The organism is Pseudomonas sp. NFPP12 (assembly GCF_900103205.1).
Lineage (GTDB): Bacteria > Pseudomonadota > Gammaproteobacteria > Pseudomonadales > Pseudomonadaceae > Aquipseudomonas > Aquipseudomonas protegens.
On record NZ_FMWW01000004.1, the window covers coordinates 571851 to 593885 of the forward strand.

Consider the following 22035-nt stretch of genomic DNA (forward strand, 5'->3'; position numbering starts at 1 on the left):
CTGGGCAGGCACGGGTTTATGCTGGCCAATCCAGCCTGGGCAAGCCACACGCTGCGGGCTGAAAGGCCTTCAACGATCGCAGGATCGCATCTGCGTGGGCAAACTTGCTATCGGCCATGGCCGGATCGGGCACTGCGATCACGCTCATGCCCGCGGCCCTGGCAGCGGTCACGCCAAATGGCGAATCCTCGAACACCAGACACTCGGCCGGGGCCACCCCCAGGCGACGGGCAGCCGTGAGGAAGATATCCGGCGCCGGCTTGGCCGCCGTCACTTCCGGATCGTCGGCGGTGACGATGGTGTCGAACAGCGCGAACCAGTCGCCATGGCGGGTGGTTTTCTCGCCGAACGACATCTGCGACGAACTGGTGCCCACGGCAATGGGGATCTGGTGTTCCTTCAAGTGCCGCACCAGCTCTTGGGCCCCGGGCATGGCCTGGGCGCGGGGAAAGCGCTCACGCATCAACGGTTCGCGCATCACCAGGAACTCTTCGGCGCTGATGGGCAGGTCCAGGGCCTGGACCACATAACGCGCCAGGTCGCCGGCTCCCCGGCCGATGATGTTCTGCTTGATGGTCCAATCGTAGGTGCGGCCATAACGCTCGGCGATCAACTGGGTGATCTCGGTGTAGATGCCCTCGGTATCCAGGAGCAAGCCGTCCATGTCGAAAATGACGGCCTTGATCGGCCCCAAATCGTTCAACTGTGCATTCATCGCATCTGATCCGTTAGCAAAAGTACATTCCAGGGAGCGGCTCAGGTACGGCCAGTTATTCTTGGCAATTCATCAATTAAAGGATTCAGCAGCATAGCGGTGGGCTTGGGTCGGGAGCAACCGAGGGGGCTGGACGGCGGTTGCTGCGGACCTTAGTCGGCTGCACCAGGCGGGCTCTTGTCGCCTTCCGGCGCCTCTTGCAGAGGTACGCGTGCATCGTCCTGCAATGAACCGGGGTCTTCATTCCCGGGGTCGTTGATCACCTCCGGCTCGTCGGAAGCGGGCTGTGCCTGGCCTGGCGTCTCGCGGGGCATGATCGTCTCCTTGAACATCGGGACTCAGAGCCATGAGTATGGCGAAGCCTGGGGCAAGCCACACAAAAAACCCGGCGCAGGGCCGGGTTTTCTTCAGGCAAGGCAGAATCAGTGACGCTTCTTGTGACCCATGCTGCTACCCAGGGCGCCACCGGCCGCGCCGCCGATACCGGCACCGACGGTCGAGCCGGTGCTACCGCCCAGGCGATTACCGATCAGCGAGCCACCGGCCGAACCCAGGCCACCACCGATGGCCGCCTTGGCCCGGCTGCCTTTGCGCGCCCCGGCCGCACTGCCTGCCGCACCGGCAACACCCGCGCCGATTGCCGCACCGGTACTGCCACCGAGCTTCTGCCCGACCACATTGCCCAACGCGCCGCCAAGCCCGCCACCAATGGCCGCAGTGCCATCGCCGGCCATAGCGCCTTGAGCCAGCAGAAGCCCCACAACCAGGGCAGGTAGAGTTAAACGCATGACTTGAACCTCAAAGAAAGACTGTCGGACTGACAAGAAAGCCCAGTGCCACGCTGGCCAATTCGAGCTATCGCGGCCGCACCCGGGTTGCTCCCAGGTGCCTTGGACAGCTGATTTTAAAAGAGTTTTATCCCCGCGCAAAAAAAAGCCCGCTGGGGAACGGGCTAGGGATGCTGCTTTTAACGGATGGTTCGAGCCTACTCAGGCAGATGTGAAGATTATGTGAAAAGCGCCTGTCAGTGGGAGCAACACCAACAGACCTTGGGCTTCATCCATCCCGAGGCATCTTCAGCTCACCTTACCGAAAATGTTCAGAGCGGGCCGCTGGCAGGCAACGCCTTGGAACGTTGCCAGTGCAACGCCCCGATCTCCGCCACAGAGGCTCGAACGCAGTTGCATTCAACGAATGCTGCGGATGCTGCCTTTATTGCCTTTGACCGTGACCGAGACTTTCTTGAAGACGAAGTAGTTTTCTTCGTTCACTTCATAACGCGGAGCAACGATCAGGTCGGCGCCCGAAGATTTGACTGCCTTGAAAGCCGCAGCGGACTTGACCGCACTGACCGGATCGAGGCCCAGGCCACCCAGTGCACCACCGCCGTCACCACCGTAAGCCACACCGTCGGCAAACTGGCTATCGCCACCGAACTTCAGGAAACCAAACAGGATGTTGACCGACGATTGACCGGAAATCGCTTCGCCCACTGCTACATCCGCCTTCAGGTCAGCCTTGACCTGACTGTCGATTGGCGAAGATGGCTGGCTGATGTTGTAGCTGGTGCAACCTGCGGCGGTGGCAACGAGAGTGGACAATGCGAGGAGTTTGAAAATGGCTTTCACGTTTATTTCCTTATCGCGTTTCATATAAAAGGCATCATCGCTGGATGCGCAGCCCCGTTTGAATCGGGATAAGGAACATATCGTCACTTATAACAAATTGAGATAAGAAAATTCCTAAACATATAGAAAAAAATCTTAATAAATAATCCATAAAGCTCCCCACCGAACAATGGGCCCCCGCCGACCTTTCCCCTGAAAAATCTCCAGGCAATAAAAAACCCCGCATAAAGCGGGGCCGCCTGCATCCTGCGTTACCTTCTCTTCGGCAACGCCCTGGGGAAAAACATCTTGTTGCTGGCTACAGGCACCGCCGCCGCCTTTCTCTTGCTGACAACTGTGCCAGAAGACTCAACCTCTGCTTCGAATGCAGCCTGACCGCAACGCACCAAGTTGTTGATTGGGAACTCATCCCCGTTGTCTTCAATATAAGCAAGACTCCTCATACCCAGCTCCCTCCAACAACCGACCAGTACCGGCAAGCTCCTGATTGCCTGGAAAATACTGCTCGTCACGGCATTTCAGACTAGACAGTCATTTGCCGACCCGCTGTTCAAAGCAGGCAGACGCCGACGAGTGGCTGCATGCCATGGGCGACAATGGATCGCTCCACCTCCCAACCGCACGCAAAGGCTGAAAATGGGCCGGTTGTCATCGGGTTACTACAGCTGGCAATACAGCTTTAAAAACCAGTCTAGAAGCATGCACTCAAGCTCTTCGTTACTTCACCAGCCACCATCATCTAAAAAACCCAGTTTTTTATATTTTTGTCAATAGTGCCGTTGAGCGACTGTGCGAGAGATAGCGCGGTGCTAGGCTTTCCTGGCGTCACACCATGCGAGCGCCCGATCTGTTCAGGCTATTGATAAAGGCAGGTCAGGCTCAGGTATAAGCCGCTTGTCAGATGACTGAAAGGATTCGCACATGAAAAAGTCCATAACTGCTCTGGCCGTATCCGCGACGATCGCTTTCACCGCAACTGTCGCGAACGCTTCCGTACATCCAACCCCGATAATGGCTCCGCAGACCGTCAATCAGGTGACAGTTTCTACTGACACCCCTTTCGGAACCCAAAAAGCAGCGAGCGAAATCCAGATGGCCAGCCTGGCCAGAAGCTGCTCCGATAGCCGATATTCCTGGTGGGAATACAGCGGTTGGGAAATCGTCGGCTGCCTCATAAGCGGCCAGTGGTAACCCTTCAGGCGTAGCTGGTGCGTGGCTTGCCGAATGAGCGCGCACCAGAGCCTGCAACAGGCTGCCCCGGGTCAACCCAACACAACTCCCCCTACCCGTTCCATCGGGACATTTTTCAGACGCCAAAAACCACAAACCCCCGACTTTCTTTAGGAAAATCAGGGGTTTGTGTTTGTAGAATGTGGCGGTGAAGGAGAGATTCGAACTCTCGATACAGTTTCCTGTATACACACTTTCCAGGCGTGCTCCTTAAGCCACTCGGACACTTCACCGTATCTCTTCAAACCGATTCAGTCTGTCGAGGCGCGCTAATGTAGTCGATAGCTTTTCAGATGGCAAACTTTTTTTTCAGAATTTTCATGCGCTTAAGCTCGATCCCCGGCCAAGGGCAATGCAGCCCCCCATGCAATAAGGCAAACCGGCCATTCTTCAGCCTTGCCCACAACCCTATAGAAGAAACCATGCGTTACCTGCTGTGTGATGCAGGGCCCTTAGCGGCCTTGGGGCTGACTCACCAGTCAGTCATGGCGCTTTACCGCAGCTACCGTGGTGGGTAACTTCTGCAGCACTTCAATACAAGGAATTGCGTCATGAGTGAGTTGATTTCCTACCATCTCGAAGACGGTATCGCGACCCTGACCTTGAGCAATGGCAAGGTCAATGCCATCTCCCCGGACGTGATTGCCGCCTTTAATGCGGCGCTGGATCAGGCTACTGCCGATCGCGCGGTGGTAATCATCACCGGCCAGCCGGGGATTCTCTCTGGCGGCTATGACCTCAAGGTCATGACTGCCGGCCCCAAGGAGGCCGTGGCTCTGGTAACCCTGGGTTCGACCCTGGCCCGCCGCCTGCTTTCCCACCCCTACCCGGTGATCGTCGCTTGCCCGGGGCACGCGGTGGCCAAGGGCGCGTTCCTGCTGCTGTCGGCGGACTATCGCATCGGTGTCCAAGGCCCCTTCAGCATCGGCCTCAATGAAGTGCAGATCGGCATGACCATGCACCACGCGGGTATCGAGCTGGCCCGTGACCGCCTGCGTCGCTCGGCTTTGCATCGCTCGGTAATCAATGGCGAGATGTTCGACCCGCAAAGCGCGGTAGATGCCGGCTTCCTCGACAAGGTGGTAGCGCCCGATGAACTGCAAGGCGCCGCCCTGGCCGCTGCACGCCAGTTGAAGAAGATCAACATGGTGGCGCACAAGAACACCAAGCTGAAGGTGCGCAAGGCACTGCTGGATGCCCTGGACAACGCGATCATCCAGGACCAGGAGCACCTGGGCTGAAACCCGCGGATTTGCTACCTGAACCAGCCCGGCCTTCGCGCCGGGCTTTTTACTGCATGCCTTGCCAACAAGCCGCGACCGCTCTAGATCACCATCGCCAGCCATTGCTGGAAACATGTACTTAAACATCGCCCATCTCCCGGCTGAGAACGGTAATTGCCGAAAACAGTGCACATCCGTACACTGCGCCACCTTTTGTCCCCGGGTGGGCCGTTTAGATGCTGTATCTGCTTCGTATGTCGTTGATGGGCTTGCACTTTATCCTGGCAGGCAGCCTGGGCCTGCTGCTCGGCCTGTGCCGCCCATTCAACCCGGACAACAGCCGCCTGTGCGCCCGCTTCTACGCCTGGCCGGCGATGTGCATCCTGCGCCTGCGGGTCAAGGCCGAGGTCGGCCCGCTGATGGACAAACCCCAGGGCTGCGTGATCATCGCCAACCACCAGTCCAACTACGACCTGTTCGTATTCGGCAACGTGGTACCGCGAAGGACCGTGTGCATCGGCAAGAAGAGCCTGAAATGGGTGCCGCTGTTCGGCCAGCTGTTCTGGCTGGCAGGCAACGTGCTGATCGACCGTGGCAACCCGCACAAGGCCCGGCGCTCGATGCTCACCACCACCCACACCTTGCAGCACAAGGACACCTCGATCTGGGTCTTCCCGGAAGGCACCCGCAACCTCGGGGAAGAGCTGCTGCCCTTCAAGAAAGGTGCATTCCAGATGGCCATCGCCGCAGGCGTGCCCATAGTCCCGGTGTGCGTCAGCAGCTACATCAAGCACATGCGCCTGGATCGCTGGAACAGCGGCAAAATCCTGATCCGCTCGCTGCCCGCCATCCCCACGGCCGGGCTGACCCTGGACGACATGCCCCTGCTGATCGCCCAGTGCCGCGAACAGATGCGCGAGTGCATCGCCAGCATGGACCGCCAACTGCAGGCCGCCTGACCCCGGCGCCACAAAAAGCCCGCCTTGCGCGGGCTTTTATTTGTCCGCGAACTCCCTCGCGGCCAGTGACTCTGATGGAGCATTGCAGGCTAAGCTGCACCTGATCTGTCACCGCCCCTTGATAAGAAGAAGTGAACCGGAACCATGGGTAGAGTTGTTGCTGCCGCCGTCTACAGCGGCGGAAAGAAAGTCACGGATATCAGCCTCGACGAAGGGGCCGCCTGGGCCGCCAAGCCCGGCCACTTCGTCTGGATCGGCCTGGAGGAACCCAACGCCCACGAGCTGGCCAATCTGCAGCGCCAGTTCAACCTGCATGAACTGGCCATCGAGGATGCCCTGGAAAAGCACAGCCGGCCGAAGCTGGAAACCTTCGGCGACGCGCTGTTCATCGTCACCTATTCGCCGGTGCGCGAGCAGGGCAAGCTGGAGTTCATCGAAACCCACATCTTTGCCGGCAACGGCTACATCATCACCGCGCGCAACGGCCACTCGGCCTCCTATGGCTACGTGCGCCAGCGCTGCGAGGCGCGCCCGCTGCTGCTGGAGCACGGTGAAGACTTCGTGCTCTATGCCCTGCTGGACTTCGTTACCGAGAACTACCAGCCGGTCAGCGAAGCCATCCACGCGGAAATCGACGAGCTGGAGCGTAACGTCCTCTGCGACTCGCTGAACGAACGGGACATCCAGCACCTGCACGGCCTGCGCCGCGACGTGCTGCGCCTGCGCCGGCATGTAGCGCCCATGGTGGAGATCAGCGAAGAGCTGCAGAAGCTCAGCTTTCCCTTTATCGACAAGAACATGCGGCCGTACTTCCGGGATGTGCAGATTCACGTCACCCGGCAGATGGAAGACCTCTCGACCCTGCGCGATATCGCCAGCCAGACCATCGAGATCGGCGTACTGCTGGAGGCTTCACGGCAAAGCATCGTGCAACGCAAGTTCGCCGCCTGGGCCGCGATCCTGGCGTTTCCGACGGCGGTGGCGGGAATCTACGGGATGAACTTCCAGAACATGCCGGAGCTGAGTTGGCACTACGGCTACTTTGGCGTCCTGGGTTTTATCAGCGTGGGTTGCGTCGGCCTCTGGGCCAGCTTCAAGCGTTCCGGCTGGCTCTGAAGGGGCGACGGCCCTGCGCCTTGCGGCAGGGCCATGGCCGGGTTCAGGCAGCCTCGGGCTTGTGAGCGACGAAACGCATCATCCACTCCGCCACAGTGGTGCCGTGATGGTCGTGCTCAAGGCTGGCCACGCCCTTCTGGTAGATCTGCTCGCCGAGAAATTCCTGGCGCAGGTCCAGCAAGGCGCGGGAATAGTCGTGGATGAACTCGGGGTGGCCCTGGAAGCACAGCACCTGATCATTGATATGGTAGGCCGCGAACGGGCAGAAATCGCTGGAGGCGATCACCGTGGCGTTCTCCGGCAAGGCGGTGACCTGGTCCTGATGGCTGATCAGCAGCGTCAGCTCCTCCACCACCGGGCTCATCCACGGCGCCTTGGCCGCCAGCTTGTAGCTATGAGTACCGACTCCCCAGCCCTGGCTCGCGCGCTCGCTCTTGCCCCCCAGCAGCAATGCCAGCAACTGATGGCCGAAGCAGATGCCCAACAGCTTGTCGCCACGCTCGTAGCGCCCCAGCAGGTAGGTCTTGAGGGTCTGGATCCAGGGATCGGTGCCGAACGAATCGGCCTTGCTGCCCGTCACCAGATAGGCGTCGAATTCCAGGTCATCGCTGGGGTACTCCCCCTGGACCACGTTGTAGACGTTGAATTGGGCAGCGATGGGCTGCTGGGAAAACAGGCGCTGGAACATCTGCCCGTAACCCTGATATTGATCGACCAGTTCGGGACGCAGGATATCGGTTTCAAGAATGCAGATGCGTAGCGACATAAAAAATTCCTGACAAGGCGATGGCAATAATGAACAGTCCAGAGCCTGCCTCGAAATACCACGGCAAGGCAAGCCCCGGATCAGCTCATTGAGCGCCTGTCGGTGTCAGAACAACTGGCCCAGGCGAGCCTTTTCCAGAAGCAGCGTCGGCGGCCGGAAACGTTCGCCATATTGCTCGGCCAGGTACTGCGCACGGGCGACAAAATCCTGCACCCCGTACTGATTGATGAACTGCAGGGCGCCCCCGCTCCAGGCGGCAAAGCCGATGCCGAAGATCGAGCCGATGTTGGCGTCCGCCGTGGAGTGCAACACTCCCTCCTCCACACAACGCACGGTCTCGATGGCCTGGACGAACAGCAGGCGATCCCGCACATCCTGGGGCGAGATCTGCCCGTCGGCCTTGTAGAAGCGCGTGCGCAACTGCGGCCACAAATGCTTCTGGGCACCAGCCGGATAATCGTAGAAACCGCCACCGGCCGCCTTGCCCGGGCGCTTGTATTCGTTGAGCAGCAGGTCGATCACGGCAAATGCCGGATGTTCGATGGCCGGCTTGCCCTCGGCCTGCAGGTCCTTGGCGGTCTGCTGGCGGATATGGCTCATCAGGCTCAGGGAAACCTCGTCGGAAATCGCCAGCGGCCCCACCGGCATCCCGGCCTTGCGCGCTTCGGTCTCGATCATCGGCGCCGCGATGCCCTCGCCGAGCATGGCGATGCCTTCGTTGGTGAAAGTGCCGAACACCCGGGAGGTGAAGAAGCCGCGGCTGTCATTGACCACGATCGGGGTCTTCTTGATCTGCAAGACAAAGTCGAAGCCGCGGGCCAGGGTTTCATCGCTGGTTTTCGCACCCTTGATGATTTCCACCAGGGGCATCTTTTCCACCGGACTGAAGAAATGCAGGCCGATGAACTTGTCCGGGTTCGGCACTGCCGTAGCCAGACCGGTGATGGGCAGGGTCGAAGTGTTGGAGGCGATCACCGCGTCACCGCCGACTACCTGCTGCGCAGCCCGGGAGACCTTGGCCTTGAGCTCGCGATCCTCGAACACCGCCTCGATGATCAGGTCGCAACCGGCCAGGTCGGCATCCTCGGCGGTGGTGCGGATCCGCGCCAGGGTGGCGTCCCGCTGCTCGCGGCTCAACTGCCCGCGAGCCACCTTTTTCTCCAGCAGCGCCGCCGAGTGGGCCTTGCCCTTCTCGGCCGCCTCGGAGCTGATGTCCTTGAGCACCACCTCGATACCCGCCACCGCACTGACATAGGCAATGCCCGCGCCCATCATGCCGGCGCCAAGCACCCCGAGCTTTTTCGTGACCTGCGGCGGCATGCCCTGTGGCCGTGAGCTGCCGGCATTGATCTGGTTGAGCTGGAACCAGAAGGTGCCGATCATGTTCTTCGCCACCTGGCCTGTGGTCAGCTCGGTGAAGTAACGGGTCTCGATCAGTTGCGCGGTGTCGAAATCCACCTGGGCGCCTTCGACGGCAGCGCAGAGGATCTTTTCCGGCGCGGGGAAGCAACCCTGGGTCTTGGTCCGCAGAATCGATGGGGCGATGGCCAGCATCTGCGCAACCTTCGGGTTCGACGGCGTGCCACCAGGGATCTGGTAGCCGCGCACATCCCAGGGCTGCTGCGCGCCCGGGTTGGCGAGGATCCAGGCCCGAGCCTTGGCCAGCAGGTCGTCGCGGTCCGTCGCCAGGGCATCGATCAGGCCTGCTTGCAACGCCTGCTGCGGGCGCACTTTCTTGCCTTCCAGCAGATAGGGCAGAGCCTTTTCCAGGCCCAGCATGCGCACCATGCGCACCACCCCGCCGCCGCCGGGCAACAGGCCCAGGGTGACTTCCGGCAGGCCGACCTGTACCGATTTATCGTCCAGGGCAACGCGATGATGGCAGGCCAGGCAGATTTCCCAGCCGCCGCCCAGGGCCGCGCCATTGATTGCAGCGACCACCGGCTTGCCCAGGGTTTCCAGGGCTCGCAGCTGGTCCTTGAGGGCCAGCACCATGTCGTAGAAAGCCTTGGCCTCGGGCCTGCCGACCTTGATCAGCTCATTGAGGTCACCGCCGGCGAAGAAGGTCTTTTTCGCCGAGGTGATGATCACCCCGGCAATCGATTCCTGCTCGGCCTGCAAGCGCGCCACGGCACCGGCCATGGCGTCGCGGTACAGGGCATTCATGGTGTTGGCGCTCTGGCCCGGCATATCGATGGTCAGGACGACGATCTGGTCCTGGCCTTTTTCGTAACGGATGGCATCGGTCATGAAAGGGATTCCTTGAAGTCGGGGCTCAGAGGCGTTCGATGATGGTGGCGATACCCATGCCGCCGCCGACACAGAGGGTTGCCAGGCCATAGCGCTGGCGCCGGGTTTCCAACTCATCGAGCAAGGTGCCGAGGATCGCGCAGCCGGTGGCCCCCAACGGGTGGCCCATGGCGATGGAGCCGCCGTTGACATTGACCTTGGCCGGGTCGATGGCCATGTCCTTGATGAACTTGAGCACCACCGAGGCAAAGGCTTCATTGACTTCGAACAGGTCGATGTCCTCGACCCGCAGCCCGGCCTTGGCCAGGGCCTTGCGGGTGGCCGGCGCCGGGCCGGTGAGCATGATGGTGGGGTCGGTGCTGGTGACCGCCGTGGCCACGATCCGCGCCCGGGGCTTGAGCCCCAGCTCGCGGCCCTTGGCTTCGGAGCCGATCAGCATCAGCGCCGCGCCGTCGACGATGCCCGAGCTGTTGCCGGGGGTGTGCACATGGTCGATCCGCTCCACATGGCTGTAGACCCGTAGCGCCGTGGCATCGAAGCCCATCTGCCCCATCATCTCGAAACTCGGCTTGAGCTTGCCCAGGCCCTCCAGGGTCGAATCGGCGCGAATGAACTCGTCATGGTCCAGCAGCACGATGCCGTTCTGGTCCTGCACCGGCACCAGGGATTTGGCAAAGGCCCCGCCAGCCCGGGCGCGGGTGGCCTTCTGCTGGGAGTGCAGGGCGAAGCGGTCGACGTCCTCCCGGGAGAAGCCTTCCAGGGTCGCGATCAGGTCGGCGCCAATCCCCTGGGGGGTGAAATGGCTGTGCAGGTTGGTCTCCGGGTCCAGCACCCAGGCCCCGCCGTCGCTGCCCATGGGCACCCGCGACATGGACTCGACGCCGCCAACCACCACCAGTTCCTCGAACCCAGAACGCACCTTCATCGCCCCCAGGTTGACTGCCTCCAACCCGGAAGCGCAGAAGCGATTGATCTGCACCCCGGCCACGCTTACGTCCCAATCCGCAGCCTGGACCGCGGTCTTGGCGATATCGGCGCCCTGATCACCGATCGGCGTCACACAGCCCAGGACCACGTCGTCCACCTGGCTGGTGTCCAGCTCGCAGCGCTGCTGCAGGGCGCGCAACAGGCCCGCGGCCAGGTTCACCGGTTTCACGCTGTGCAGGGCGCCATCGGCCTTGCCTTTGCCGCGGGGCGTGCGTAACGCATCGAATATCAAAGCTTGGGTCATGACGTCCTCGAACCGCTGTGCAGGGGAAAATGTCGAGCTCCCACCTTAGGCGCGGCAGCGTCGGATTCAATGACCGATGCGCTCAGCCGCCTTGACGCCGACGCTCAGACGAACGGTAGGCAGCTAAGGGCTCTGCCGATGAAGGGTCGCGAGCTGTCTAGCCAGAGGGCGGCCAAGGCACGCCCGGGCCGATATATAGCCTTTTAATAAATCAGAAATATAAATTCATATGAATTGGATCTAAGCCAGAGGATTCAAGGCCCCTAAGGTAGAAACTGTAGGAAGTTCCAGACGGATTCTGCACTGGGGCAAGTAAGAAAAAGGACACATAGCCGGTTCATAGTGACTCGTAATGGAGTTCACCCACCGGCATGCATTGACGCTCAGGAATAACAACAAAAGGCATTCAGCCATGTTCAAGCATTCGAAAGTACGTCAGGCGGGGCTCATTCTTTTCGCAACCACACTGCTGTTGATCTTGCCGAATCTCACCAAAGTGATCGGCTGATCTGTGGCTGCTCGATCAACGAGACGGAAAATTGTCCCCGGTTCCTACCGGGGCCCGGACTTGTGTGCCAGTCTTCCTGAGGAACACCAAGGGGAAGACTCATGCGCCATTGGATTGCACTCGCCACACTCCTGAGCGCCTTTCACGCTCACGCCGGAATCATCGACGTCAACCGCGCGGTGGACGAAATCAATGATGGGGCGTTGATCCTAGACCTGCGCAACGAGAGCGACTTTGCCGCCGGCAATGTGCACAACTCGCTGCAGGTCAATCTCGAACTGGAGGATGGCACCGGCATCAGCGCCGAGGGCCTGGCCTATCAGTTGCGCAAAGTGGTGCTGGACCCAAACGCCACCGTGGTGATCTACAGCGACACCAACCAGCACGCCCTTGAAGCCGAAGACACGCTGGTCAAGCACGGCTATTTCGGTATCGTGAACGGCGGCAACTACGAAGAGCTCCGGGACGCCCTGTTCGACCATGTGTCGCGACCGGACGACGTGCTTCCCGGCGACGAACCCACTGACGACGACCCGACGGCCATCAATTGAAAGTATTCCTCCTTGGCGCTGCCCTGCTGCTGAGCAGCCCGCTGCACGCCGCGCAACTGCTGATCGACCTGGGCTCCGCCAGCCACACCTGGCAGACCGAAGAACTGCTAAGGCACCCCCAGGCCCAGACCATAACCATCAAGGACGATGTGTCCTACAAGCGCGACATGCAGTACCGCGCCGTGCCCATGGCGACCCTGCTCAAGGGCCTGAAGGCCGAAGACCATCTTCAAGCCGTGGCCCTGGACGGCTTTGCCGCGGAGCTCAGCGCCGCGCCGCTGCTTGAACGCCAGGGCGCCCAGGCCTGGCTGGCCGTGGAGGACCCGAGCCGGCCCTGGCCTGCGCTAGCTGCCGACAAACCCAGCGCCGGGCCTTTCTATCTGGTGTGGACCGACCCTGCCGCCGGGCATATCAGCCCGGAGCAATGGCCGTTCCAGGTGGCGCGCATCCAGCGCCTGGAGCCAGTGGCGCAGCGCTTCCCGGCCCTGCTTCCGGATCCGCAGTTAGCGGCCACTGATCCGATCAACCAGGGCTTTGCCCTGTTCCAGAAAAACTGCCTGGCCTGCCACCGGCTCAACGGTGCCGGCGATTCACAGTTCGGTCCGGACCTGAATATCCCCTACAGCCCCACCGAGTATTTCAGCGGCGATTTCCTCAAGCGCTATATCCGCGATCCGCAAAGCATGAGGCGCTGGCCCCAGGCGAAGATGCCCGGGTTCAACAACAACGTGCTGCCGGATCAGGAGCTGGACCTGCTGCTGGGGTATCTCAGGCATATGGCGGGGCGCAAGCAGGTTCCCTGAGCCTTGCGACATCGCCTTTGCCACCTCTGGCACCTTCGCCGGCAGCAGGCTCCTAGCGAAAACGCGTGTTACTGCTGGAGCACCCTGGCGTGCATCTGCTCACCGGCGGCGCCCCGGCGCATGCCGCGCACCGGGCAGGCATCCAGGTAGTCCAGGCCCACCGCCAGCTTGAGGTGGCGCTCGGGCCGCGCCAGTTGGTGGGTCACATCGAAGCTGTACCAGGCGCCTTCCAGCCAGGCTTCGGCCCAGGCGTGGCCAAGTAATTGCCCGCTGTCCTCGCGGTACAGATAACCGGAAACAAAACGTGCCGGAACGCCCAGGCTACGGGCACATGCAAGGAAGGCGTGGGTGTGGTCCTGGCAGACCCCGGCGCGCCCGGCGAAAGCCTGCGCCGCACTGGTGGCCACGTCCGTTGCCCCAGGCGTGTAGGCCATGAGCTGGTGCAGCCCAAGCATCAGGTCGATCAACCCTGTGCGATCACGCCGCCTTGCGCATTGCCGGCCGGCGAACTCGCGCAACTGCGCATCCGCCTCGGTCAGGCTGGTGAAACGCAGGAATGGCAAGGGCGACTGGCATTCATGCTCGGCCTCGCGCAGCTCATCGATATCCACTTGGCCACGGGCGCCGATGATCACCGCTTCGTGAGGCTCGTCCAGGGTCAGTACGTGCAGGATGTTGCCGAAGGGGTCCCGTTGCGCACGCACCGGTCGTGGCAGATCCAGCTGCCAGCAGAGCACTTGCTGGCGCTCGCTGTCATGGGGTGTCAGGCGCAGGTACTGGATGCTGGCGCCTACCGGATCGGCGTAGCGATAGGTGGTTTCATGGCTCACGGACAGTCTCATGCCGCCTCCAGATAAGAGCGGTGAATCGCGTTGCCCAACTGGCGCACCAGGGGGATGAAGTCGGTCAGCCAGGCGTGCAGGCCTTCGTCGAGAATCTGATCGATACCGATGTAGCGCAGGCGTGCATCCATCTGCGCCGCCAGACGCTGGGCCGGGCGCCCGTTGTCGCCGGGCAGGCTGGCGAGGATCTGGTCGATCTCCTCGGTACAGGCCCGCAGCGAGCGCGGCACGTCGGCGCGCAACAACAGCAGCTCGGCCACATGCCGGGCGCCGGGGGCCTCGCGATAGACCTCGGTGTAGGCCTCGAAGGAAGACAAGGCCCGCAGCAACGCACTCCACTGGTAATAGGCATGGGCGGTGCCGTCGCACACCGCATCGGCCTGGTCACCGGCCATCTCGTAGCGTGCGTCCAGCAGGCGCAGGGTGTTGTCGGCGCGCTCGATGAAGGTTCCCAGGCGGATAAAGCGAAAGGCGTCGTTGCGCATGATGGTGCCGTAGGAGGCGCCACGAAACAGATGGGAGCGCTCCTTGATCCATTCGCAGAAGCGGTTCATGCCATAGGCACTGAGGCCCTGGCTGGCGATCTGGTGGATGTCCAGCCAGGTGGCATTGACGTTTTCCCACATGTCGGCGGTGATCCGCCCGCGCACGGCATGGGCGCAGGCCCGGGCCGATCCCAGGCAACTGTAGATACTGGCGGGGTTGGCCGGGTCCAGGGCGAAGAAATGCAATAGCTGCTCGGCGTGCAAGGCCTGGTGGCGGGCGTGGTAATCCTCCAGGGTGCCGGTGATCAGCAGTGGCATGGCCAGCTCATGCAGGCCATCGCCGCGCCCGTCCTGGGGCATCAGCGACAGGGAGTAGCTGACATCGAGCATCCGCGCGAGGTTTTCCGCGCGCTCCAGGTAGCGTGACATCCAGTACAGGTCCGAAGCGGTTCGACTCAACATGGCAGGCTTCCTTAATCCTCGACCACCCAAGTGTCCTTGGTCCCGCCGCCCTGTGAGGAATTCACCACCAACGAACCTTCACGCAGGGCCACACGGGTAAGACCACCGGGCACCACACGGGTTTCACCACCAGAAAGGACAAAGGGCCGCAGATCGATATGCCGCGGGGCGATGCCGTTTTCGACAAAGGTCGGGCAGGTGGACAGCGCCAGGGTCGGTTGGGCGATGTACGCTTCGGGCCGGGCCTTGATCCGTACGCGGAACTCCTCGATCTGCGCCGCCGTGGCCGCCGGCCCCACCAGCATGCCGTAGCCGCCGGAACCCTGGGTTTCCTTGACCACCAGTTGCGCCAGGTTGGCCAGCACATGGGACAACTCGGCGGGCCGGCGGCACTGCCAGGTCGGCACGTTCTGCAGAATCGGCTCTTCGTCCAGGTAGAAGCGGATCATCTCGGTGACATAGGGGTACACCGACTTGTCATCGGCCACCCCGGTGCCGATGGCGTTGGCCAGTACCACAGTGCCCGAGCGGTAGGCTGCCAACAGGCCGGGCACGCCGAGCAGGGAATCGGGGTTGAACGCCAGGGGGTCGAGGAAGGCATCGTCGAGACGACGGTAGATCACATCCACCGCCTGCGGGCCGGCGGTGGTGCGCATGAACACCCGGTCGTCACGCACGAACAGGTCGGCACCTTCCACCAGCTCCACTCCCATCTCCCGAGCCAGGAACGCATGCTCGAAAAATGCGCTGTTGAAGCGCCCCGGGGTCAGTACCACCACCGTCGGATTGTCCAGGGGGCTGGAGCTTTTCAGAGTATCGAGCAACAGGTTCGGGTAATGGTCGATGGGGGCGATGCGCTGGGCGGCGAACAGCTCGGGAAACAGGCGCATCATCATCTTGCGGTCTTCGAGCATGTAGCTGACGCCGCTGGGGGTGCGCAGGTTGTCCTCGAGCACGCAGTAGCGGCCGCCGCCGTCGCGTACCAGATCAACTCCGCAGACATGGGCATGGACATCACCGTGCAGGTCCAGGCCCTGCATGGCCAGCTGGTACTGCTGATTGGCCAGGACCTGCTCGGCGGGAATGATCCCGGCGCGGATGATTCGTTGCTGGTGGTAGAGATCGGCCAGAAACAGGTTCAGCGCCCGTACCCGCTGGATGCACCCTTGTTCGATGATCCGCCATTCCCGGGCCGGGATGATGCGGGGAATGGTGTCGAAGGGAATCAGCCGCTCGGTGCCCTGCTCATCGCCGTACAGGGTGAAGGTGATGCCGGCACGGTGGAACAGCAGGTCGGCCTCGCGACGGCGGCGGGCCAGGAGTTCGTCGGGGGTATTGGCCAGCCAGCGGGCGAACTCGCGGTAATGCTCGCGAACCTGGCCGTCGGCCCCATGCATTTCATCAACAGCGCTGTGGTTCATGCCGTACTCCCTGTCACCTGCACACCCGGGCTTCGCCAGCCCTGTGCCTTCGGCACAAGCGCCCCAAAATCAGTCCGTTGCAGCCCAAGGCCGATGCCCGCATAACCGATGCATGCGGACCGCCCCTGCCCCGGCCATGGCTGGCATCGGTCTTGGCTATCACCAGCATAGTCAGAGTTGATTTCACTGCCCGCTGGCCGCTGGGGATAATCGCGCCTATCGAGCAAACACTTCGCCAAGCCTGATGAAGTCGCTGCTGCAACCTTGATGACGCCGATGACAACCGGGTCCGGGCTCTCCCGACCGGTTCCCTCTCCTGACCGGTCTTCCCTTTTAGCCACCCTCTCGGGTGGCTTTTTTTTACCTTGTGCGGGCCCCGAAAACACAATTGGCCGGCCCAGGGGCCAGCCAATTGTCTGTCTCGGTATATCTAGCGCAGGCTATACCAGCCGTCCACGGATCTCCTGTTTCACTCCCCAGCCCTCAATGATGCCGCCCAGGGGCTCGACCACCGCCTCGAAGTCCTGTTCAAAATCCCCGATGCCGCCATAGGTGGCGTACATCACCTTGCTCAGTTCCAGGTACCAGGCGCCGTCGTCACGCACGCTGACCTGGGCATTCAAGGATTCACCGCGAAAATGTCCTGCCGCCCTGCGTGCCCGCTCCTCATCCGGAAAAATGGCGTAGAACTCGATGGGATGGAATCGTGAAAAGTCGAAACCGCCTTCTTTCATGCGGCGCAGCACACTGCTGCTGATGTCTTCTTGAACGGCTGTGCTCATGAAACGTCCTCCTCAAACCGATGGATAGACTTTCCGTGTTTCCCGAACCGCAGGCCAAAGGGACCGGCATCACGACCCGGGGCGGGTCGTCAGGAAACAAGCATGGAGCTGACAAGATCAGAGCCTAGCGAAGAATTCGCTGATCTCGTTTGCAGATTAGCGCCTTGCTCTGGACGTCGCCAGAAATTGCTGCGAAGCGCGCTCTACCCTCTCTAGATCGGCGTGATACTGAGAATCTGAATGCTGTTCTGCTCTTTCAGGCTCTTGAGGGTGGGATCCTCGGTGCGCCCGTCCAGATCGTTCAGGTCCAGTTCGGCACTCACTGGCAACAACTTGGCCCGCACCAGTTGCGCGGCGCGTTCCATCGTCGGTTGCTGGTCGCAGTCGAAATGCTCGACGGACTGGACACCATGATCGTCAACGAAAGTGACTTGCCACTTTTGCATCAGTGCCTCCTCGATAGCCCCATGAGTGGGCTGACAACATCTCGACCCTGAGCAACGGGCAATCGTTCCACCGCGCTGCCGGAACACATCAATGACAAGGCCGCCCGAAGGCGGCCCTGATAATGCTGGCAAAACTCAGCCGATCAAGGCTTTTCGGCGCGAGCCTTGAGTGCCTTCAGGGTGTTGAACGGCGCATCCACCACGAACTTGTTGGCCAGCCAGGACGGCACGCTGCCACCCGGCTCGGTGTGCACCTGGTAAGTCACTTCCACCTGGTCGGCGCCTTTGGGTACGAACTTCCAGTAGCCCTCGACCTGGGCCACCCGCACGAAGCCTTTCTCTTCAGGGATGTAGGTGGGCACGCCCTCCAGTTTGCGGGTCAGGCTACCGTCGGCCGCTTCGCTGGTAGTGATATGCAGCACCGAGTCACGGGCAGTGACTGGCCACGGGGTGTTGAACTGGGTGTAGGTCCAGCTTTGATCGCCCTCGTGCTTGAGCAGTTTCTGGGTCTTGCACTCATGGATCCAGGAGCAGGCGCCCGCCACGTCTTCCTGAAGCGCGCGGAGCTTGGCGATGGAGGTCTTCATGGTGGTCACACCACGGTAGGCCTTGTATTTGGAGCCGGCCACTTCACTCAAGGAGACCTTGATGCCGTCTTCATCCTTGGCGGTTTGCCAGTCTTCGGCGTGGGCCGTTGCCGACAACAGCACGGTTAAACCACAGAGCACAGCCATTCGTTGCAGCGAACCCATTGTCTTATTCCTTATTGTTGAAGTTCCGTTCATTGAGAACACTCTATGCCGCGGTCACTTGTTCCCACCAGCCAATCAGGCGGATGGCTTCTTCGCGGCTTTCGCCACACACCTCGGGATCCGCCAGGAACGCCCCACACACCGCCGGCCGCTCCGGCAGGCCGAACAGCCCGCACAGGTGTTCGACAGAAAGATGCAGGCAACGTTCTCCCGCCGGCTTGCCCTGGGGCATTCCGGGAATCGGGGTGCTGATGGAAGGGGCGATGCAGCAGGCGCCACAACCTTCACGGCAGTTCATGAGGAAAAGCTCCTTGCGACAAGCAGAGTGTTGAATGACGCCCGCCAAGAGTAACCGCTAAAACAGCCGTTTAAAATTACTCAAAGAACGGATTTGACGCACAACCGTGCGTGACTGATCAGTCTCCGACAAAGTGTCGAGCCAACCCGTCACAGAAGAGGATGAAGAATTTACTGCTTGAACTCGAAATCCAGGGCCGCGCCTTCGATATCCCGACGTTCCTCGTTGCGCAGCTGCAATTGCATTTCATTGCTGAGCAAGCGGCCGTTGAGCTGGAACGGGCTACTTTCCTTGGGCTTCTCGCCAAACATCTGCGGCAGCAGCGGCTCGCGCTTGGGTAGCGGCACACTGCCCACCGGCTGCAGGTGCTTGACCATTTCCGGCGGCAGGCTCAAGTCCACCTTGGCACTGGGCAACGGTGTCTTGATGTCCTGATAGGCCCATTTGGACTTGGGCTTGACGGGCGCCTTCTTCGCCGCGGACTTGCTCTTGCTGGCACTGGCCGAAGGCTTGGCCTTGCTGGCCGGAGCCTTCTTGGCAGGGGCCGCCTTAGTGGCGTGGACCGCCCCCGCAGCCGGCTTGTCCTGGGAGGAAGCCGCCTGGACAGGAGCCATGAAGGCGGTTCCCAACAGACAGACACTTAACCAGAGGGCAGGTAGAAAGGCTTTCATGAAAGACAGGTAGATCGACAAAAGGTCCTCTATGCTCGCTTGTTGCAGGCCCCATGACAAGCACAGGGCCACACTGATTAAAATCCGCCCGCCGCCTCCTGGCACAACTGGCTGGCAAGCATTCCCAAAGTCATCAGGGCCCGCTCGGCCTCGCGATTCCAGGGCGTACCGCAATTGAGCCGCACACAGTGGTTGAACTGCTCGGTGTTGCTGAAGATCAGCCCCGGGGCGATGCTGATGCCCTGCTGCAAGGCTCGCACATGAAGCTCCTGGGTGTTGACCCGCCCCGGCAGGCTGACCCAGAGAATGAAGCCCCCGTTGGGCCGGGTGATCTGCGTGCCCTCAGGGAAGTACTGCTGCACCGCCAGCTGAAAGGCGCTGAGATTCTTCCGGTATTCCTGGCGGATGTACCGTAAATGCCGGTCATAACCGCCGTTTTCCAGGTAGGCCGCAACCCCCATCTGGGTCACGCTGCACGCTGAATGGGTGCTGAAGGTCTGCAGGCGCTGGATCTCCTGCTGGTACTTGCCGGCAATCATCCAGCCGATGCGCACGCCGGGAGACAGGGTCTTGGAGAAGCTCGAACAGTAGATCACCCGATCCAGGCGGTCATAGGCCTTGAGGGCCTTGGTACGCCCCACCTCGAACATCAACTCGCCATAGATATCGTCCTCGACCACCTGGATATCGAAATCCGATGCCAGGCGCAGCAACTGCTTCTGCCGCTCCTCGGGCATGGTGCCACCCAGGGGATTGCTCAGGCGTGTGGTCAGCACCAGGGCCTTGATCGACCATTGGTTGGCCGCCAGTTGCAGGGCTTCCAGGCTCATGCCGGTGGACGGATCACTGGGAATCTCGATGACCTTGAGCCCCAGCAAGTCCGCCAGTTGCAGCAGGCCGTAGTAGGTCGGCGACTCCGCAGCAATCAGGTCCCCGGGCCGGGTCAGTACCCGCAATGACATCTGCAGGGCATCGACGCAGCCGTGGGTGATCACCACTTCCGACGGGTCGACCACCACCCCGGCATCGCGCATGCGAATGGCCACCTGACGCCGCAGTGGCTCGAAGCCCGGGCTAAACATGTAACTGAATGCCCGGGGGCTGTGGAACCGGGTGACCTTGGCCAACTGCTGGTGCAGCGCCCGTACTGGCAGATAGTCAACGCTGGGCACTGCGGCCCCCAACGGAAACACACCTTCGCGACGGGACTCCACCAGCACCTGCTGAATGATGCTGCTGCGGGTCACCAGCCCCGGGCGCTCGACCCGGGCGATATCCGGCGTTGGCGCGGTCAGCGCCGGCGTCTGGTGCACGTAGTAGCCCGACTGCGGGCGCGCGCGAATCAGCCCCTGGTCTTCGAGGTTGGCGTAGGCCTGGAGTACCGTGGCGTGGCTGACATTGAGCTGCGAGCTCATCTTGCGTACCGACGGTACGCGCTCCCCCGGCTGGTAGACACCACGGCGAATATCCTCAGCCAGTTGCTGAGCGATACGTTGATAGAGCAAGAGATTGGTCATGGCGCAGCACTCGATTTCACGGCGTTTTATTCTTGTGTGAAACAATACCGGCACAGTTTAGAAGTGTACTGGGACAGTTTCTACAATAGTCGAGGACACGGGGCAGTGAAAAGCATAACTGTAGGGTTTTTGTGAACCTCTTGGCAGGCATAAAAAAACCCGACGCGGGCAAGGCGTCGGGTTTTTCCGTGGCACTGGCGCAGCTTCAGCGAGAAGCGCCCAACTGGCCTTTTTCGTCGGAGAACACGATCTCTACCCGACGGTTCTGCGCCCTTCCCCGCTCAGAAGCATTGGCCTCCACCGGATAGTCGTCGCCATAGCCTTCGACCTGGATGCGTTTTTCATCAATACCCAGGTCCACCAGCACATCCGCCACGGCTTGGGCGCGGTCCTTGGACAACTGCAGATTGCTCTGGCGCTCGCCGGTGTTGTCGGTGTAACCCTCGATGCGCACCACGCGCTTGGGGTTCAACTGGAGGAACTGCACCACCTTGAGCACAGTGCGGTTCGCCGAGTTCTTCAGTTCCGCTTCGCCGGTATCGAACAGCACGTCCCCCAGAGTCATCACCAGACCGCGATCGGTCTGGGTGGTGGCCAGGCTGATGATCTGTTCTTCCAGCCATTTGCCCTGCTGCTGCACGCTGAGCAACTTGGCTTCGCGCAGGGCCAGTTGCAGGCGCTGGCGCTCCAGCTCGAGCTTGGCCGCACGCTCGTTGTTGAGTGCCTGTTCGGTATGCTCACGGGCGATTTCGCTGTAGCGCCGACTCAGGTAAGCGTAATGCTCCACATCGCCACCGCTGCCCCAATAGGTGGAGAGGCGATCGGCACGTGCCAGGGACTCCCCGGCACGGATCACGTCCTTGGGCGCGATACGCAGCACGTTGGAGTCTTCCTTGACCTTCTGGAAGTCGTTACTGGCCTGCTGCAGGGCTTCTTCGCTGTGCTGGCCAGCGCAGCCATAGAGTCCGGCGCATGCCAGGAGTACTGCACTGCCGATGATCCGGGTAGACAGATTCATTGGGCATCTCCCAGTTGCTTGCGCAGGCGAGTGATGCGGGTATTGAGTGCATTCACCTGTTCCTGGCTCTTGCGGGTCAGGACCTTGGCTTCGGCCAGGCGCGCATCCAGTTCGGCCTGTTCGGCGCGCATCCGCGCTTTCTTGTAGGACTCATCCTGCATGTTGCCCTGCGCCCGGGAGAACTTGTCTTCGGCCAGTTTCAACTCGGGCATGTCCTCGGCAGAAGCCCCCACGGCCTTGGCCTGCTCCAGCGTCTGCGCGGTGAGGCGCATCTGCTCGATGGGCGCCGGATCGGTTGCACAACCCGCCAGGGCGAGAACAGCCATGGCGGCGAAAAGAGGTCGAATAGTCACACAAGATT

At 61.4% G+C, this 22035-nt stretch carries 24 protein-coding genes and 1 tRNA gene; 6 read left to right on the top strand and 19 right to left on the bottom strand.

Annotated features, from left to right (window positions below):
• Nucleotides 1-16: 16 nt before the first annotated feature.
• The 4 genes from BLS75_RS19665 to BLS75_RS19680 all read right to left on the bottom strand — a co-directional run bounded on the left by BLS75_RS19665 (nt 17) and on the right by BLS75_RS19680 (nt 2343).
• Entirely contained in the window at nt 17-715 is a 699-nt protein-coding gene (locus tag BLS75_RS19665; protein ID WP_072451614.1) for an HAD-IA family hydrolase, read from the bottom strand.
• Between the two features lie 152 nt (nt 716-867).
• Nucleotides 868-1047 carry a hypothetical protein gene (locus BLS75_RS19670; RefSeq protein WP_019095883.1) on the bottom strand — a complete coding sequence of 60 codons (180 nt, stop codon included), beginning with the start codon at nt 1045-1047 and terminating at the stop codon, nt 868-870.
• Nucleotides 1048-1137: 90 nt separating this feature from the next.
• On the bottom strand, nt 1138-1503 hold the full coding sequence (locus BLS75_RS19675; RefSeq protein ID WP_015634733.1) for a glycine zipper domain-containing protein: 366 nt from the start codon (nt 1501-1503) through the stop codon (nt 1138-1140).
• A 399-nt stretch (nt 1504-1902) separates the two neighbouring features.
• A complete protein-coding gene (locus BLS75_RS19680) occupies nt 1903-2343 on the bottom strand; it encodes a hypothetical protein (protein WP_072451615.1) in 441 nt (146 codons plus the stop codon).
• Nucleotides 2344-3264: 921 nt separating this feature from the next.
• On the opposite strand from BLS75_RS19680, the gene BLS75_RS19695 reads away from it, so the two are divergent.
• Nucleotides 3265-3534, top strand: coding sequence for a hypothetical protein (locus tag BLS75_RS19695; RefSeq protein WP_072451617.1), 270 nt, complete (start codon nt 3265-3267; stop codon nt 3532-3534).
• Nucleotides 3535-3716: 182 nt separating this feature from the next.
• On the opposite strand, the gene BLS75_RS19700 is transcribed toward BLS75_RS19695, so the two are convergent.
• Nucleotides 3717-3806: transfer RNA gene (locus tag BLS75_RS19700), tRNA-Ser, on the bottom strand.
• A gap of 318 nt (nt 3807-4124) precedes the next feature.
• Here BLS75_RS19700 and BLS75_RS19705 point away from each other — a divergent pair.
• The 3 genes from BLS75_RS19705 to BLS75_RS19715 all read left to right on the top strand — a co-directional run bounded on the left by BLS75_RS19705 (nt 4125) and on the right by BLS75_RS19715 (nt 6871).
• The gene (locus BLS75_RS19705; protein WP_072451618.1) at nt 4125-4814 is read left to right on the top strand and encodes a crotonase/enoyl-CoA hydratase family protein; all 690 of its coding nucleotides are present in this window, start codon (nt 4125-4127) and stop codon (nt 4812-4814) included.
• A 218-nt stretch (nt 4815-5032) separates the two neighbouring features.
• Nucleotides 5033-5755, top strand: a complete 723-nt coding sequence (locus tag BLS75_RS19710) for a lysophospholipid acyltransferase family protein (RefSeq protein ID WP_072451619.1) — start codon at nt 5033-5035, stop codon at nt 5753-5755.
• A gap of 144 nt (nt 5756-5899) precedes the next feature.
• Nucleotides 5900-6871 carry a magnesium and cobalt transport protein CorA gene (locus tag BLS75_RS19715; RefSeq protein WP_019093266.1) on the top strand — a complete coding sequence of 324 codons (972 nt, stop codon included), beginning with the start codon at nt 5900-5902 and terminating at the stop codon, nt 6869-6871.
• A 43-nt stretch (nt 6872-6914) separates the two neighbouring features.
• Here the strand turns inward: BLS75_RS19715 and BLS75_RS19720 are convergent, their stop codons facing one another.
• From BLS75_RS19720 to BLS75_RS19730, 3 genes are all read right to left on the bottom strand, one after another.
• Nucleotides 6915-7637 carry an amidotransferase gene (locus tag BLS75_RS19720; RefSeq protein ID WP_072451620.1) on the bottom strand — a complete coding sequence of 241 codons (723 nt, stop codon included), beginning with the start codon at nt 7635-7637 and terminating at the stop codon, nt 6915-6917.
• Between the two features lie 105 nt (nt 7638-7742).
• Nucleotides 7743-9887, bottom strand: coding sequence for a 3-hydroxyacyl-CoA dehydrogenase NAD-binding domain-containing protein (locus BLS75_RS19725; protein ID WP_072451621.1), 2145 nt, complete (start codon nt 9885-9887; stop codon nt 7743-7745).
• A gap of 25 nt (nt 9888-9912) precedes the next feature.
• On the bottom strand, nt 9913-11118 hold the full coding sequence (locus BLS75_RS19730; protein ID WP_072451622.1) for an acetyl-CoA C-acetyltransferase: 1206 nt from the start codon (nt 11116-11118) through the stop codon (nt 9913-9915).
• 609 nt (nt 11119-11727) lie between these two features.
• On the opposite strand from BLS75_RS19730, the gene BLS75_RS19735 reads away from it, so the two are divergent.
• Complete coding sequence (locus tag BLS75_RS19735; RefSeq protein WP_011060155.1) at nt 11728-12177, top strand: rhodanese-like domain-containing protein; 450 nt, start codon at nt 11728-11730, stop codon at nt 12175-12177.
• Nucleotides 12174-12980, top strand: a complete 807-nt coding sequence (locus BLS75_RS19740) for a c-type cytochrome (protein WP_011060154.1) — start codon at nt 12174-12176, stop codon at nt 12978-12980. The genes BLS75_RS19735 and BLS75_RS19740 overlap by 4 nt, the downstream gene beginning before the upstream one ends.
• Before the next feature lie 68 nt (nt 12981-13048).
• Here BLS75_RS19740 and BLS75_RS19745 read toward each other — a convergent pair whose 3' ends face one another.
• The 11 genes from BLS75_RS19745 to BLS75_RS19795 all read right to left on the bottom strand — a co-directional run bounded on the left by BLS75_RS19745 (nt 13049) and on the right by BLS75_RS19795 (nt 22027).
• On the bottom strand, nt 13049-13822 hold the full coding sequence (locus tag BLS75_RS19745) for a transglutaminase family protein (protein ID WP_072451623.1): 774 nt from the start codon (nt 13820-13822) through the stop codon (nt 13049-13051).
• Nucleotides 13819-14769, bottom strand: coding sequence for an alpha-E domain-containing protein (locus BLS75_RS19750; protein WP_072451624.1), 951 nt, complete (start codon nt 14767-14769; stop codon nt 13819-13821). The genes BLS75_RS19745 and BLS75_RS19750 overlap by 4 nt, the downstream gene beginning before the upstream one ends.
• Before the next feature lie 11 nt (nt 14770-14780).
• Nucleotides 14781-16190: a circularly permuted type 2 ATP-grasp protein gene (locus BLS75_RS19755; RefSeq protein ID WP_072451625.1), complete on the bottom strand. Its 1410-nt coding sequence runs from the start codon at nt 16188-16190 to the stop codon at nt 14781-14783.
• Nucleotides 16191-16630: 440 nt separating this feature from the next.
• The gene (locus BLS75_RS19760; protein WP_011060150.1) at nt 16631-16972 is read right to left on the bottom strand and encodes a ribonuclease E inhibitor RraB; all 342 of its coding nucleotides are present in this window, start codon (nt 16970-16972) and stop codon (nt 16631-16633) included.
• Between the two features lie 212 nt (nt 16973-17184).
• Nucleotides 17185-17418 (bottom strand): hypothetical protein, encoded by a 234-nt coding sequence (locus BLS75_RS19765; protein WP_015634724.1) that lies wholly within the window; start codon nt 17416-17418, stop codon nt 17185-17187.
• 143 nt (nt 17419-17561) lie between these two features.
• A complete protein-coding gene (locus BLS75_RS19770) occupies nt 17562-18170 on the bottom strand; it encodes an START domain-containing protein (RefSeq protein ID WP_011060148.1) in 609 nt (202 codons plus the stop codon).
• 43 nt (nt 18171-18213) lie between these two features.
• Nucleotides 18214-18468 (bottom strand): YkgJ family cysteine cluster protein, encoded by a 255-nt coding sequence (locus tag BLS75_RS19775; protein ID WP_011060147.1) that lies wholly within the window; start codon nt 18466-18468, stop codon nt 18214-18216.
• A gap of 170 nt (nt 18469-18638) precedes the next feature.
• Nucleotides 18639-19139 (bottom strand): translation initiation factor 2, encoded by a 501-nt coding sequence (locus BLS75_RS19780; protein ID WP_072451729.1) that lies wholly within the window; start codon nt 19137-19139, stop codon nt 18639-18641.
• A 77-nt stretch (nt 19140-19216) separates the two neighbouring features.
• Complete coding sequence (locus BLS75_RS19785; protein ID WP_011060145.1) at nt 19217-20656, bottom strand: aminotransferase-like domain-containing protein; 1440 nt, start codon at nt 20654-20656, stop codon at nt 19217-19219.
• Between the two features lie 205 nt (nt 20657-20861).
• Nucleotides 20862-21674 (bottom strand): OmpA family protein, encoded by an 813-nt coding sequence (locus tag BLS75_RS19790; RefSeq protein WP_011060144.1) that lies wholly within the window; start codon nt 21672-21674, stop codon nt 20862-20864.
• Nucleotides 21671-22027, bottom strand: a complete 357-nt coding sequence (locus tag BLS75_RS19795) for a DUF4398 domain-containing protein (RefSeq protein ID WP_011060143.1) — start codon at nt 22025-22027, stop codon at nt 21671-21673. Before BLS75_RS19795 ends, BLS75_RS19790 begins: the two co-directional genes overlap by 4 nt.
• Nucleotides 22028-22035: the final 8 nt, after the last annotated feature.

What these genes read in the sequence shown, in the direction of transcription:
- BLS75_RS19735 (WP_011060155.1), top strand. Translation starts at nt 11,728, where the DNA reads ATGCGCCATTGGATTGCACTCGCCACACTCCTGAGCGCCTTTCACGCT.
- BLS75_RS19745 (WP_072451623.1), bottom strand. Translation starts at nt 13,822, where the DNA reads ATGAGACTGTCCGTGAGCCATGAAACCACCTATCGCTACGCCGATCCG.
- BLS75_RS19705 (WP_072451618.1), top strand. Translation starts at nt 4,125, where the DNA reads ATGAGTGAGTTGATTTCCTACCATCTCGAAGACGGTATCGCGACCCTG.
- BLS75_RS19665 (WP_072451614.1), bottom strand. Translation starts at nt 715, where the DNA reads ATGAATGCACAGTTGAACGATTTGGGGCCGATCAAGGCCGTCATTTTC.
- BLS75_RS19725 (WP_072451621.1), bottom strand. Translation starts at nt 9,887, where the DNA reads ATGACCGATGCCATCCGTTACGAAAAAGGCCAGGACCAGATCGTCGTC.
- BLS75_RS19770 (WP_011060148.1), bottom strand. Translation starts at nt 18,170, where the DNA reads ATGGGTTCGCTGCAACGAATGGCTGTGCTCTGTGGTTTAACCGTGCTG.
- BLS75_RS19790 (WP_011060144.1), bottom strand. Translation starts at nt 21,674, where the DNA reads ATGAATCTGTCTACCCGGATCATCGGCAGTGCAGTACTCCTGGCATGC.
- BLS75_RS19755 (WP_072451625.1), bottom strand. Translation starts at nt 16,190, where the DNA reads ATGAACCACAGCGCTGTTGATGAAATGCATGGGGCCGACGGCCAGGTT.
- BLS75_RS19775 (WP_011060147.1), bottom strand. Translation starts at nt 18,468, where the DNA reads ATGAACTGCCGTGAAGGTTGTGGCGCCTGCTGCATCGCCCCTTCCATC.
- BLS75_RS19750 (WP_072451624.1), bottom strand. Translation starts at nt 14,769, where the DNA reads ATGTTGAGTCGAACCGCTTCGGACCTGTACTGGATGTCACGCTACCTG.
- BLS75_RS19720 (WP_072451620.1), bottom strand. Translation starts at nt 7,637, where the DNA reads ATGTCGCTACGCATCTGCATTCTTGAAACCGATATCCTGCGTCCCGAA.
- BLS75_RS19670 (WP_019095883.1), bottom strand. Translation starts at nt 1,047, where the DNA reads ATGTTCAAGGAGACGATCATGCCCCGCGAGACGCCAGGCCAGGCACAG.
- BLS75_RS19785 (WP_011060145.1), bottom strand. Translation starts at nt 20,656, where the DNA reads ATGACCAATCTCTTGCTCTATCAACGTATCGCTCAGCAACTGGCTGAG.
- BLS75_RS19715 (WP_019093266.1), top strand. Translation starts at nt 5,900, where the DNA reads ATGGGTAGAGTTGTTGCTGCCGCCGTCTACAGCGGCGGAAAGAAAGTC.
- BLS75_RS19710 (WP_072451619.1), top strand. Translation starts at nt 5,033, where the DNA reads ATGCTGTATCTGCTTCGTATGTCGTTGATGGGCTTGCACTTTATCCTG.
- BLS75_RS19730 (WP_072451622.1), bottom strand. Translation starts at nt 11,118, where the DNA reads ATGACCCAAGCTTTGATATTCGATGCGTTACGCACGCCCCGCGGCAAA.
- BLS75_RS19765 (WP_015634724.1), bottom strand. Translation starts at nt 17,418, where the DNA reads ATGCAAAAGTGGCAAGTCACTTTCGTTGACGATCATGGTGTCCAGTCC.
- BLS75_RS19675 (WP_015634733.1), bottom strand. Translation starts at nt 1,503, where the DNA reads ATGCGTTTAACTCTACCTGCCCTGGTTGTGGGGCTTCTGCTGGCTCAA.
- BLS75_RS19780 (WP_072451729.1), bottom strand. Translation starts at nt 19,139, where the DNA reads ATGAAAGCCTTTCTACCTGCCCTCTGGTTAAGTGTCTGTCTGTTGGGA.
- BLS75_RS19695 (WP_072451617.1), top strand. Translation starts at nt 3,265, where the DNA reads ATGAAAAAGTCCATAACTGCTCTGGCCGTATCCGCGACGATCGCTTTC.
- BLS75_RS19760 (WP_011060150.1), bottom strand. Translation starts at nt 16,972, where the DNA reads ATGAGCACAGCCGTTCAAGAAGACATCAGCAGCAGTGTGCTGCGCCGC.